The 12,883-nt window shown below is 51.9% G+C and carries 9 protein-coding genes and 1 pseudogene; 8 read left to right on the top strand and 2 right to left on the bottom strand.

What is annotated here, in order from left to right:
- Positions 1–73: 73 nt before the first annotated feature.
- From NSQ24_RS20130 to NSQ24_RS20115, 4 genes are all read left to right on the top strand, one after another.
- Complete coding sequence (locus NSQ24_RS20130) at positions 74–1,567, top strand: HAMP domain-containing sensor histidine kinase (protein WP_122958514.1); 1,494 nt, start codon at positions 74–76, stop codon at positions 1,565–1,567.
- On the top strand, positions 1,564–2,256 hold the full coding sequence (locus NSQ24_RS20125) for a response regulator transcription factor (RefSeq protein ID WP_339166457.1): 693 nt from the start codon (positions 1,564–1,566) through the stop codon (positions 2,254–2,256). The genes NSQ24_RS20130 and NSQ24_RS20125 overlap by 4 nt, the downstream gene beginning before the upstream one ends.
- 129 nt (positions 2,257–2,385) lie before the next feature.
- Complete coding sequence (locus NSQ24_RS20120; RefSeq protein ID WP_003389518.1) at positions 2,386–3,885, top strand: S-layer homology domain-containing protein; 1,500 nt, start codon at positions 2,386–2,388, stop codon at positions 3,883–3,885.
- A 187-nt stretch (positions 3,886–4,072) separates the two neighbouring features.
- Positions 4,073–5,056, top strand: a complete 984-nt coding sequence (locus NSQ24_RS20115) for an aromatic acid exporter family protein (protein WP_024983383.1) — start codon at positions 4,073–4,075, stop codon at positions 5,054–5,056.
- A gap of 102 nt (positions 5,057–5,158) precedes the next feature.
- Here the strand turns inward: NSQ24_RS20115 and NSQ24_RS20110 are convergent, their stop codons facing one another.
- Both NSQ24_RS20110 and NSQ24_RS20105 read right to left on the bottom strand, forming a co-directional pair.
- Positions 5,159–5,419 (bottom strand): hypothetical protein, encoded by a 261-nt coding sequence (locus NSQ24_RS20110; protein ID WP_122958518.1) that lies wholly within the window; start codon positions 5,417–5,419, stop codon positions 5,159–5,161.
- Between the two features lie 194 nt (positions 5,420–5,613).
- A pseudogene (locus NSQ24_RS20105) lies at positions 5,614–6,827 on the bottom strand (IS256 family transposase).
- Positions 6,828–7,921: 1,094 nt separating this feature from the next.
- Here NSQ24_RS20105 and NSQ24_RS20100 point away from each other — a divergent pair.
- The 4 genes from NSQ24_RS20100 to NSQ24_RS20085 all read left to right on the top strand — a co-directional run bounded on the left by NSQ24_RS20100 (position 7,922) and on the right by NSQ24_RS20085 (position 12,853).
- Positions 7,922–8,977 carry an ornithine cyclodeaminase family protein gene (locus tag NSQ24_RS20100; protein ID WP_031931887.1) on the top strand — a complete coding sequence of 352 codons (1,056 nt, stop codon included), beginning with the start codon at positions 7,922–7,924 and terminating at the stop codon, positions 8,975–8,977.
- Between the two features lie 23 nt (positions 8,978–9,000).
- On the top strand, positions 9,001–10,122 hold the full coding sequence (locus tag NSQ24_RS20095) for an aminotransferase (RefSeq protein ID WP_024983895.1): 1,122 nt from the start codon (positions 9,001–9,003) through the stop codon (positions 10,120–10,122).
- 83 nt (positions 10,123–10,205) lie between these two features.
- Complete coding sequence (locus NSQ24_RS20090) at positions 10,206–11,618, top strand: AbgT family transporter (protein ID WP_171506425.1); 1,413 nt, start codon at positions 10,206–10,208, stop codon at positions 11,616–11,618.
- A 77-nt stretch (positions 11,619–11,695) separates the two neighbouring features.
- A complete protein-coding gene (locus NSQ24_RS20085; RefSeq protein WP_003388904.1) occupies positions 11,696–12,853 on the top strand; it encodes an amidohydrolase in 1,158 nt (385 codons plus the stop codon).
- Positions 12,854–12,883: the final 30 nt, after the last annotated feature.

Raw genomic sequence — 12,883 nt, 5'->3', positions numbered from 1 at the left:
GACTGCCACCACCCAATCCGAATCCATTGCAGTCATCAACATTTCGTGTAAGATGGGGAAAGGAGGGGTGCCCATGTCTATTCGGCTGCGATTGCTGCTTTCCTATACAGCCATGCTTTTGATTACCGTGATTTTATTTGTCGCGGCCGTGTTTCTCATCGCCGTGGCGGTGACAGGGGACGTCAGGCATGTACGCGACCTGTACACGAGCCGCTATGCCGTCATGCCGTTGACCGAGCCGGAGGAGACCGTGTCTGTAGAGACCAAGTTTCTCGGCAAGAGCGACCCCGAGCAGCTCCTCGACGCGGCATTTTTGCGGGAGCTCGAGCAGCGGTTGGCTCCTGTTCAGGCGGGGATTCTCGTCCGCAAGGGCAGCGAAATCCATCACGCGACGCCGATGCTGCAGGTGCCAGGGATGAAGGCGGCGCTTCCGCCCTACGAATTCGGCAACCTGCATGTACGCGACATTTTGGAGACGGAGGGCCGCTTTTTTTCCTACGTCAAGTTTGATTTTCACTTTGCCGACAAGACAGAGGGCGGCGTTTACGTAATGAAAGAGGTAAGCCCTTATGCGGAGCTGACCCGCAGCCTGTTGCCTGTCTTGATCCTGTTTTTGCTGTTGATGCTTGCGCTGATGAACGGCTTGCTGAACTTCCTCGTCTCGCGGAGCATTATCCGGCCGCTGTACCGGTTGAAAACGGCAACGGAGCAAATCAGGGACGGCGAGCTGGATTTTCATATTGAGCAGTCCGGCCGCGATGAGATCGGCCAGCTCTCCCAAGCCTTTGAGGATATGCGAAAAAAGCTGAAGGAATCCGTGGAGCTCCAGCTGCAGTACGAGGAAAACCGCAAAGAGCTGATCTCCAATATTTCTCACGACCTGAAAACGCCGATCACCTCCATTCTCGGATATGTAGAAGGGATTCGCGACGGGGTGGCGGACACGCCGGAAAAGCTGGAAAAATATCTCGATACGATCGCCCGCAAGGCAAAGGGTATGGACCAATTGATCGACGAGCTGTTCCTGTTCTCGAGGCTGGATCTCGGAAAGCTGCCGTTTACCTTTGAACGCTTGGACATCGGACGCTTTCTGGAGGATTACGTAAGCGAGCTGCGATTTGACCTGGAAGAGAAAAATGTGACGGTCGAGTTTGAACGGCAAGGGTCAGCAGTTTCGGCAGCCCCATCAACGCCCCCGGCGCTCGTACTGGCGGACCGCGACAAGCTGAGGCGGGTTCTGGCCAATGTCGTCGACAACAGCTTGAAATACAATGACAAGCCGGAAAAGCGGATATCCTTTTCGCTGCAAGTCGATACTGGACAGGTGCGAATCGAGATTTCCGACAACGGTCCGGGAATCGATCCAAGAGCGATGCCGAATATTTTTGACCGGTTTTATCGGGCGGAGCAGTCACGTGGTACGGACACGGGAGGGAGCGGCCTTGGTCTGGCCATCGCCAAGCAGATCGTCGATGAGCATCGGGGCACGATCAAAGCGAGCAGCATTGCTGGCGAAGGAACGGCCATCCTGATCACCCTGCCGCGTGTAGAGGGGGCAGAAGCATGACGAAAAGCATTCTCGTCGTTGAAGACGATAAAAGCATTGCAGAGCTTCAACGTGATTATTTGGAAATAAATGGGTTCCGTGTGGATGTGGAGCACTCCGGCAGCGCTGGACTTGCAAAGGCGCTGAAAGGCGACTACGATCTGATCATCCTTGATGTCATGCTGCCCCATGTGGACGGATTCGAGCTTTGCAAGCAGATTCGTACGAGCAAAGACATCCCGATCCTGCTGGTCACGGCCAAAAAAGAGGAGATCGATAAGATCAGGGGGTTCGGTCTGGGAGCAGATGATTACGTGATCAAGCCGTTCAGTCCCGGAGAACTGGTGGCCCGCGTCAAGGCGCATCTGGCCAGGTACGAACGCCTCTCGGGCGGAAGGGAGCAGCGCAGCGACGAGATCCAGATCAGGGGTTTGCGGATCGACAAAGCGTCGCGTCGCGTCTTCGTCAACGAGAGGGAGGTGCCTTTTACCACGAAGGAATTTGACCTGCTGGCGTTTCTCGCAGCCAATCCGAATCGCGTTTTTAGCAAAGAATATCTGTTTGAACGCATTTGGGGACTGGATTCCGCGGGTGATATTTCTACCGTGACGGTCCATATTCGCAAGCTCCGGGAAAAGGTGGAGACCGATCCCTCCCATCCCCAGTATATCGAGACGGTCTGGGGTGCCGGGTACCGGTTTACGGTGTAGGAGAAGCTTGTTTAGAAAATGTTTCGACCCGCTTAAGGTTTTTTTAAGAACTGCTTTAGAACGGGTTTAGATTTGCTCCCTATCCTGAGGAGGAACGAGAATCCTCTGGAATGGAAGGAGCGTTACCACATGAAAAGAAAAGCTTCGCATACAATCACCGGACTGCTTGCCACCGCTGCAATTGGTACGTCTGTTCTGATACCTGTTCAATCTGCCTGGGCAGCGGCCAACTTTGCCGATATAAACAAAGCCGGGTCTTATCAGGCTGCAGTGAAAACGCTGGCAGAACAGCACGTATTCGAAGGATACGGTGCTGATCTGCTCAAGCCGCAGCAGGCGATTACCCGTGCCGAGCTGGCCAAGTTGGCGGTGGCGGCATTCGGTCTGCCGACAGGTCAGGGAAGCGCAGCTTTCACCGATGTAGGAAGCGGCGACTGGTTTCATCCGTACGTGACGGCTGCTGTCTCCGCGGGCATCATGAGCGGAGACGAAGCAGAATTCCTGCCTGATCAACCGCTGACCGTCAGTGAACTGGTGCATGTCGTGGCGAAAGCAAGCAAAACAGATAGAGCGGCCCTCCAGAAAATCCTGGGCAATGCGCAGTCTCAGGCGAAAGCATCCAGAGCCGAGGCGGCTTATCTGGTGGTCGAGGCCAAGCGTACGGCCCAGCAGGCCCAGCAGGTTCAGCAGGCAGCCGAGAACAGAGTGACGAGCATCGAAGCGCAGAACGTGATTACGCTGGTCGTGAAGTTCGCGAAGCCTTTGCCAAAAGAAGAGGTGGAGCTGGAAGCAGCGAAGAAAAACTTTGTCTTTGACAACGGCTTGACCATCCGCAATGTGCCGCAGCTGATGACAGGCACTGAAGCGACGTATATCGTGCCGACCACCGTTCAGAAAGAAGGAACCACCTACACATTGACGTACAAAGGGAAACAGGCAGGCACATTTGAAGCCAATCCGGAGAAGCTTGCCCTCCGTTCGACCCAGCAGGTTACAAGCGACACGTTTGAAGTGGAATCCAGTCTCGAAGACGGCGTCACTGACTACGGAAACGTCATCGTAGCGTACCGCAACTCTCGCCCGAATCCGTTCGCTCTCGACGAGAACAACCAGTACAACGGAAAAACGTATGAAATTCTCTCCTCGATGCGGGATATATCCGTCACGATCACGCCAGAGGGCGGCGAACCGATCAGAGCGGGCTACGTTCCTTTCACGCAAGCAACCGATGGCCGCCAGGCGCCAAAGTTCCGACTGCCTGACGGACAGAAGCTGAAGCCGGGCACCACGTACACGGTGACAGCGGATTGGGCGACGCTGCAGAAAAACACGTTCGTCGCAACCGAGAAGGCGCCGCTGACGATTGAAGAAGTGAAGGCTGCGGATGAAAAAACGCTGTCTGTCACCTTGGCCGAAGATCCGAAGGACGAGCTTTTCGCCTTGCGCAGCATTACGCTGACAGCACCGGACGGTACCAAGCTCACTGCCGATTACAAGCTGACAAGCCGCAAGGGTCAGGTAGGGACATTTGAATTGAAAGACGGAGCGCTTGAAGCGGGCACGACATACGAGGTCGCTCCTGCAGGCGACTGGGCGATTGCGGATAGTGTCCGTGTAACGCTTGAATAGAATGTTGATCTCCCGCACAAGTTTATGAATTCTTTGCCGCGAGAGTCTCTCATGAGGAGAGACTCTCTTTGTTTTGCACGGCGTTTTTGATACTGTATTAAGAGGAAACAAGCTCTGCCGGACATGGCCGGGAAAAGGGACAAGAACAAAACAAAGATGACCAACCAAAGAAGGACGGAACAGCAATATGCCTTTAAAAATTGGATACCGAACGATAAAAACTGCAATTGGTACGGGAGCGGCGATTCTGATCGCTCAGCAGCTGGGCCTTTCTTTCTATGCCTCGGCCGGAATTATTGCGATTCTCTGCATTCAGGTGACGCGAAAACAGTCGTTTCGGACAGCGATCAACCGCATACTCGCCTGCCTGCTTGGATTGGTGGTCGGGGTTGCGCTGTTTGCCCTCCTCGGGTTTCAGCCTGTGGCGCTGACGCTTCTCATCCTCGTCTTCCTCCCGCTGGCTGTCCGCTTTGGCATTCAGGAGGGCTTCGTGACCAGCATGGTCGTCCTCTTGCATCTCTATTCTGCGGAGCGGATGGACGTGCCCGTCATTTTAAACGAGCTTGCCCTCGTTACGATCGGCGTTGGTGTTGCCTTGCTGGCCAACCTCTACATGCCCAGCCTGGAAAAGGAGCTGAAGGGCATGCAGGCGGCTGTGGAGAGGAACTTCGCGACCATTCTGCAGGAGTTCTGCTTTTACCTGCGCCACGGCCAAAGCGATTGGGACGGGCGCGAGATGATCGAGACCGAAAAAATGCTGGAGGAAGCAAAGCTGCTGGCCTGGCGCGATGTAGAGAACCGCATCGTCCGCAAAGAGGAAGACACCTACTACGAGTATTTCGTCATGCGGGAAAAACAGTTTGAATACCTGGAGCGGATGCTGCCGATCGTATCGACACTCAGCGTGCAAGTGCCGCAGGGGCATCAAATCGCGGATTTTCTCGACCACCTGAGCCATTCCATCCATCCGGGCAATACGGCGTACCGCTTCCTCGACAAGCTGCAGGTGATGCGCGAAGAGATCCAAGAGGCGCCGCTGCCCCAGTCGAGAGAAGAATTCGAAACCCGCGCGTCGCTCTTTACCTTGCTCCGGGAGATCGAGCAATACTTGTATATCAAGCACAAGCTGGGCAGGAAAAGCCCGGTGAAGAGGAAACAAGATGGGTATTAAAGGGTGTAAACGACGTGCGCGTATGGAGTATTTTTCCGTATGCGCACGTCTGTTTATTTGTATTAGGATTTGCCATAACGCTTCAACCAGTTTCGAGTATTTTTACAGCGTTGACCAATACCATACGAAAACGATTAATCCCATAAGATCAAGAAATAGCGTTGCATACATAGATGCGTTGTTGGCTTTTCTCTTCATTTCGATCAAAGCTAATAGAAGAGACAAAAAATAGAGGACGATGAGGACATACATAAGCCATCCAGCAAGTAGCCAGTTTAAGTGAGTCCGTTCCAGCCAAAGATACGAAAGGAATCCTCCATTCGCCAGCAAAGCAAGAATAAATGAAAGATTGATTTTTTTCACGTATATTCTCCTCTCTATTGGGGGCTGTCAAGATTTTTGTGTAAACTCAATCAACCGATATATGAACAGGTTTCATCCCCCTAATTGGGACATCTTTTTCGGAGCCAATAGAGTCAAGGGCGTGAGGCGAAGCGAACCCTTGACGCGTTGGTGGAGAGAAAGATAATCCCTTCGGGGATGAAGCCTTTCATTTGCTAACGGATGTACGGCTGTACCCGATCTTCAAAGAAAACGGATAGCTGTAAGAGAATCTGGCCCCAGTTCTGGACTCGTCCCGTCCATTTTCGCAGAACATCCATGGTTACGAGATATAACATCTTCAAAAGGGCATCGTCTGTGGGAAACATGGCTTTTCCCTTTGTCACCTTTCGAAGCTGTCGATGATAACTCTCGATGACGTTAGTTGTATAGATCAGCTTTCGAATCTCGGGAGGATATTTAAAGAAAGTGGCGATCTCGTCCCAGTTATTCCGCCAGGAACGAACCATCAAGGGATATTTACTGCCCCAGGTTTGTTCAAACTGCTCAAGCTCTTCCAACGCGGCTTGCTCCGTTGGAGCTTTATAGATGGGTTTTAGCTCGGACGTGATCTTTTTGAGATCCTTATAGGAAACATATTTGATGGAATTTCGGATTTGATGGATGACACACTTCTGAATCTCCGTTTTCGGATAACATGCTGAAATGGCTTCTGTAAAGCCACGAAGGTTATCGACGCTTGTAATAAGAATATCCTGGACCCCACGATTTTTCAGTTCATTGAGTACATGCAGCCAGAATTTTGCCGATTCATTCTCCCCAATCCAGATCCCAAGCACATCTTTATGACCGTCAAGGTCAATACCAATTACCATATAGGCGGCTTTATTGACGATAGCTCCGTCCTGTTTTACCTTAAAGTGAATGGCGTCAAGGAAAACAACAGCATAAACCGCTTGCAAGGGGCGATTTTGCCACTCTTTGATCATCGGTACAATCTTATTGGTTACATTCGATATGAGCGTTGGTGAGACTTCGATGCCATAGAGCTGCTGCAGATGGTCTTGGATATCGCGTGTGGATACGCCTTTGGCATAGAGGGCAAGAATTTGATCTTCGATCCCTGTCACGTTGGACTGATGTTTCTTTACAATGTTTGGCTCAAAATCACCCTCTCGATCTCGAGGGACTTGGATGTCGACATCCCCGTACTCAGAACGGACGGTTTTCTTGCTATACCCATTGCGGCTGTTGGTTGTCCGCTTGTTTTTCATGTCATGCTTGGGTATCCAAGAGAAGACTCGATTTCAGCTTCCAGCATTTCTTGGATTGTGTCTGCGAATAGATCCTTTAACGCTGACTGTACGTCGTCCACTGACTTCATGTTTTTCTCTTTGATCCACTGCTTGATCTGCTCTTTTGACATCATAAAAATCTCCCAACCTTTCTACTCCTAATTGTAGTTTAGAGGTTGAGAGTTTACACAAAATATTTTACAGACTCTCGTGAAGCCAATGTGCAGAAAATTTGATCTACTGTACATCAACCCCAATTAGGCCTTCCAATTCCGTATCATATTATTTTACGAACGCCAGTATACCGGTCTTACGCTCCCCCAATGATACCGCCTATAAACGTTCACAAGACTGCCAGATTCCAGCACAACAAGAGGAAGTTTGATCGAGATGGTCGGAGATGGGAGCAATGATTGAACTTAACTAGGAACGCCTTCGGTTCGAGGAGTTTGGATTTCAACAAACCGCATTGATTCTGGATTAAGGAGTAAGTTAAAGACTGACTACATATCTTTCTGAAAATTAAGAGGTAACTAGAATTTTCTTCTTTATTATATCCCATCATGAGACAATACCTGAAGTGTAGCAACAAAAATCATTAGAGCCATTGGTTTTTTATTCAAAAGGGCGGACCAAACAGCGAATCGTAGTAGTTGTAAATGGATTGTAGTGGTATTTTTGGGAGATTCTATTATAAACTTTAGGACTAACTAATTAGGATTACAAAGGAGAGAAAACTGTGAAGAAAAGATATATGATAAGTTTTATTGCCTCTATTCTTATGATTATTTCTTCTTTAATAAGTTTGCTTCTAAGATTATCTATGTCTTTATCTATCGCTTTACCAACCCTTTTATTAGTGGGAGGAATCTGCTTCTTTATATCTGCCTTCGTATCCATGAAGAAAGAAAAGGAATAGACGAGTTTGATCGCGGAACAGAGAGTCGGAGAGCATTTGCCACAGTTCGATATACCCCCAGTCCACGATGTCCCCCATATCCATATTTCACCAAGCATCCTCTCTGTACGGCTAGAATTGCCGCCAAGTATCCACAGGATCTGTGATTTCTTCTTTTGCAGCAATTACTCCCTACTTAATTGAGCCATCCACTTCCCCAAACCCCTAAATTTTCGCAATGGTTACCATTGCGATTTCTCATTTTTTCATAAATTTCAACTATGATACTGTAAAGCAAAGAACATCGAGAGAGGAAAGGAGTGCTGCGCGTTGTTGCCATTTCGCGTCATCAACCAGAAAACGACTGAACAAATTTTGGACATGGCCCGCGTCATCGAGACGGTGGAACAAGCCTATACGCTGAAAGCCCAAAAGGAGGCTACCCTGTTCCCCATGGTTTTCTACGAATTCGAGCCGGGCAAAGCGGATATGGACATCAAGTCCGGCCATCTGACAGGCGCCAACATTTTCGGATTGAAGCTGGTCTCCTGGTTTGGAGAAAACACGGAGAAGAATCTGCCCCAGCTGATCGGAATGGTCATGGTGCTGGACAGCCGTACAGGCGCTCCGCGGGGAATCCTCAGCGGCGAGCATATCACATGCATGCGCACGGGTGCAGCCGGGGGGATCGGCGCCAAATACTTGGCGAGACCGGAGTCGGAGCATCTGCTGATCGTCGGCAGCGGTCATCAAGCCCCTTTTCAAATCCTGGCCACGTTGATTGCCATGAAGCATGTAAAAAAAGTATCTGTATACAACGCCCGCTCCTACGAACGGGCTGCTGCGTTTTGCGAAAATATCCAGTCCAGGCTGCTCAAAATGGTCGCCTCCCAGTTTAAAGGACAGGATGATCTCTTAGGCGAGTACACCAAGCGCTGTCAGATCGAATTTGTTCCCGTAGAGAACATCGAGCAGACGACAAGAGAAGCGGACATCATCATCACCGCTACATCTGCCCGTCAGCCGTTGATCCGGAAAGAATGGGTAAAGCCGGGAACACATATCACCTGTGTCGGAGCGGATATGGAAGGCAAGCAGGAGATCGATGAGCATTTGTTTGCCGCAGCCCGCGTTTTTGTAGATGACGTCACGCAATCGGTGAACGTTGGAGAAATGGAGATTCCCGTAAAGAAAGGCGTCGTTACGAAAGAGACAATCGTAGCGGAAATCGGCGAAGTGATCCTGGGCCGGACAGCCGGACGGACGTCGCCTGAAGAGATTACGATCTTTGACAGCACCGGCATCGCCCTGCAGGATTTGCTGACCGCCAAGCTTGTGCTTGAGGTGGCGGAAAAGACGGGTGCCGGTACGGTAGTCGAACTCTAAGAAAAGGGAGGAGCAAACAAAAGATGCAGGTAAAACCGTTTAAAGTCGAAGAGTGGATGAATGAATATGAAATGGATGCGGTCTACAACATCGCCGAGACATGCGTGGATTCTCTGACCGTGGAAGAATTGATCCGCCTGTCGGATGAGCCGGAGCGCTTTTTTGGCGAACTGGCAAAAATGAAGCTGACGTACGGTCATATCGAGGGATCGCCGGAGTTTCGCTCGCTGGTTGCGGGTTTGTACAAAACGATGAAGCCGGAAAATGTCATTTCGATGAACGGCGCCATCGGGGCCAACTTCCTGCTGCTTTACTCACTCGTGGAACCGGGGGACGAGGTCATCACCGTACATCCGACCTATCAGCAGCTGTACTCGGTGCCGGAATCGTTCGGGGCACAGGTGAAGCTCCTCGGGCTGCGTCCGGAAAACGGATTTTATCCCGATCTGGGTGAACTGAGAAGCATGGTTAGCCCGAAAACGAAGCTGATCTGCATCAACAATCCGAACAACCCGTCCGGCGCGCTCATGGGCGAAGAGATGCTGCGCGAAATCGTGGAAATCGCCCGCAGTGTGGATGCCTATCTGCTCTGCGACGAGGTGTATCGCGGACTGCATCAGGACCCCGAGGTCGTCGTTCCGTCCATTGCGGACCTGTACGAGAAAGGAATCAGCACAGGCAGCCTGTCCAAGGTGTTTTCGCTTGCCGGCCTGCGTCTCGGTTGGATTGCGGGACCGCTTGCCGTGATCAAGGAATGTGTCAAGCACCGCGATTACAATACGATCAGCTGCGGCATGATCGACGACGTCCTCGCCGTGCATGCATTGAAAAACTACGACAAGATCATGGACCGCAACCTCGGAATCGTCCGCACCAATCTGCAAATTCTGGACGACTGGGTGCAAAATGAACCGCTTATCTCGTATGTGAAGCCGCAGGCCGGGACGACAGCGATGCTGAAATACGAGCTGGACATCCCGTCCGAGGAGTTTTGCATCGACCTGTTCAAAACGACCGGGGCCTTCTTGACGCCGGGAAGCTGCTTTGACATGGAAGGCTATGTGCGGATCGGCTACGCGTGCGCCACAGACGTGCTGCGCGACGGTCTGGCAAAAGTATCAGAATATCTAAGGGCCCGCCGCTAAGTGCTGGCCCTATAAAAATACAATTGATTGCATAAATATAAAAATGTTATTATTAAAAAAAGTTTAGGGAGGGGAAACTGCTTATGGCGCAACCAGAAATGAACACCAAGCCTTCGCTTTCAAAGGTGAAAGAAATAAACGTTTTCGTCTTGCTCTTTGCCGTGCTGGCGATCGCGGTCGTCTTGACCTATCTGATCCCGGCGGGCGAATACGGACGCGTGGACGTAAACGGCAGAAGCGTCGTCGATCCGCAATCATTTCAATTCATCGAATCATCTCCGGTAAAGCCGCTTGGACTCGTTAACAGCGTCCATACCGGCATGGAGGAAGCGGCGGGCATTATCTTTTTCGTTTTGATTATCGGCGGAACCTTCGGTATTTTGACAGCAACCGGGGCGATTGAGGCTCTGATCGTCACGCTCTCACGCAAGCTGCAAAACCAGGAAAAATGGCTGATTCCGATCATGATGTTCTTCTTTGCCATGGGGGGATCATTGATGGGAATGGCGGAAGAAACGATTCCGTACATAGCCATTATGATACCGCTGGCAGTCGCTTTGGGATTTGACGCGATCACAGGGGCGGCGATTGTCCTGGTAGGCGCCTCCGTCGGCTTTACGTCGGCGATCATGAACCCGTTTACGGTCGGGGTAGCGCAAGGCATTGCCGAGCTTCCGACGTTTTCCGGGGCGGCGTACCGCATTGCCATTTTTGCCGTAATGTACATCGTCTCGGTCGGATTTGTCTACCGCTATGCGATGAAGGTGAAAAAGGACCGCTCACACGGGTTCTTCGGCAATTTTGAGGGGAAAGACGCCTCGGAGCTGCTGCGCGGCGATATTGTTCTTACGACGAGACACAAATGGATTCTCGGCTGTTTTGTGGTCAATTTTGTCGTTCTGGCCTTCGGCGTAATCAAATATGGCTGGTATATTACAGAAATTGCCGGACTGTTCCTACTCTTGGGAATTGTCATTGGGTTAATCGGGAAACTCTCGTCCAACACGATTGTAGAATCATTCATGAAAGGAGCCTCCGGCGTAATTGCAGGGGCGCTTGTGATCGGCGTTGCCCGCGCGGTCGTGGTCGTGCTGAACGAGGGCCACATTCTCGATACGATCCTCTACTATGCAGCTGCGTTGATCAATGAGATTCCGGCGACGCTGACCGCGTTTGGCATGCTTGTGCTGCAAACAATCATCAGCTTTATCGTGCCGTCCGGCAGCGGAATGGCCGCCTTGACGATGCCGATCATGACACCGCTCGCCGATCTGGTGGGCGTGACGAGACAAACCGCAGTGCTCGCGTACCAGTTTGGGGACGGGATTTCGAATATTTTCATCCCTACGTCCGGGTACTTCATGGCGGGCCTGGCAATTGCCGGGATTCCATGGATGCGCTGGATGAAATGGATCCTGCCGTTGATCCTCCTTCAGTACGGCATCGCCATTGCCGCAGTAGTCGTGGCCCAGCTGATCGGCTACGGGCCGTTTTAAGAAACATTGGAACAGGGGGATGTTTCGCGGACCAGCGAGCTTCCTGCCTGCATCATTTTTGCTAGGAGCGTGATTGTATGACTAGAGCCTTGTGCACTCCAGAACTCGCCCAATGGGCTGTCGGCCACCGCCGCTACCTGCACCAAAATCCGGAGCTGTCCGGGGTGGAATTCGAGACTGGCGAATACATCAAAAAATGTCTGCAGGAGCTGGACATCGAAATTCTCGACTTTCCCGCACCGAGCGTCGTCGGCTTTTTGAAAGGAACCGAAGGGAAAAAGACGATTGCGCTGAGGGCTGACATCGACGCGCTGCCAGTTCTGGAGGAAGGCGAGAAGGATGGCTATATTTCCAAGCGCGAGGGCATCGCCCATGTCTGCGGCCATGACGGACATACGGCCGTGCTGCTCGCCGCCGCCAAATGGCTGTCGGAAAACCGGCAGGAAGTGAAGCCGAACGTGCTGTTTTTGTTCCAGTCCTCGGAGGAAATGCTGCCGAGCGGGGCGGAAAAACTGGTGGCCCAGGGAGCGGTCGACCAGGCGGATGCGGTCTTTGGCCTGCACCTCTGGCAGCCGCTGGAGAAAGGAAAGATCGGCATCACCTACGGCGCGATGATGGCGTCGGCGGACGATTACCGCATCGTCATCGAAGGAAAGGGCGGGCACGGCTCGATGCCGCATGAGACCATCGATCCGATCTACATCGCCAGCCATGTGATCGGCGCTTTGCAGGGAATTGTCGGACGCCGGATGAACGCCATCGAGCCGGCGGTCATCTCTGTGGGTAAAATCGAAGCGGGGACGACGTACAACATCATTCCCAACCAGGCGGTCATGTCCGGCACGTTCCGTTCGCATTCGGAAGCGACCCGCCGGGCTCTGGCGGAAGAAATGAAGCGGACCGTCGAGGGAATCTGCGCCGCTTTCGGAGCAAAGGGGACGCTGGAGGTCGACTGGGGCACGCCGCCGGTGGTCAATGACAAAGAGATGAGCCAGTTCGTGGAGCAGGTCGTGACAGAAAAGCTCGGAAGCGAGCTGCTTGTTCATGTCGATCCGGTCATGGGCGGCGAAGACTTCTCCCACTACTTGCTCAAAAAGCCGGGCGCCTTTGTGTTTGTCGGCATGAACGGCGAAAAGAGCGCCTATCCGCATCATCACCCTCGCTTCGATATCGACGAAGACGTGATGCCGACAGCGATCAATCTGTTCATTCAACTCGTCAAGCAGTTTGCATAAGGACTTGCCGACAAAGGTGACCTAATAGGC

The organism is Brevibacillus sp. FSL L8-0520 (assembly GCF_037963895.1).
Taxonomy (GTDB): Bacteria; Bacillota; Bacilli; order Brevibacillales; family Brevibacillaceae; genus Brevibacillus; species Brevibacillus borstelensis.
The sequence above is the reverse complement of the archived record's forward strand: the minus strand, read 5'-3'. Positions and strand labels throughout refer to the sequence as shown.

What these genes read in the sequence shown, in the direction of transcription:
- NSQ24_RS20130 (WP_122958514.1), top strand. Translation starts at nt 74, where the DNA reads ATGTCTATTCGGCTGCGATTGCTGCTTTCCTATACAGCCATGCTTTTG.
- NSQ24_RS20125 (WP_339166457.1), top strand. Translation starts at nt 1,564, where the DNA reads ATGACGAAAAGCATTCTCGTCGTTGAAGACGATAAAAGCATTGCAGAG.
- NSQ24_RS20120 (WP_003389518.1), top strand. Translation starts at nt 2,386, where the DNA reads ATGAAAAGAAAAGCTTCGCATACAATCACCGGACTGCTTGCCACCGCT.
- NSQ24_RS20115 (WP_024983383.1), top strand. Translation starts at nt 4,073, where the DNA reads ATGCCTTTAAAAATTGGATACCGAACGATAAAAACTGCAATTGGTACG.
- NSQ24_RS20095 (WP_024983895.1), top strand. Translation starts at nt 9,001, where the DNA reads ATGCAGGTAAAACCGTTTAAAGTCGAAGAGTGGATGAATGAATATGAA.
- NSQ24_RS20090 (WP_171506425.1), top strand. Translation starts at nt 10,206, where the DNA reads ATGGCGCAACCAGAAATGAACACCAAGCCTTCGCTTTCAAAGGTGAAA.
- NSQ24_RS20085 (WP_003388904.1), top strand. Translation starts at nt 11,696, where the DNA reads ATGACTAGAGCCTTGTGCACTCCAGAACTCGCCCAATGGGCTGTCGGC.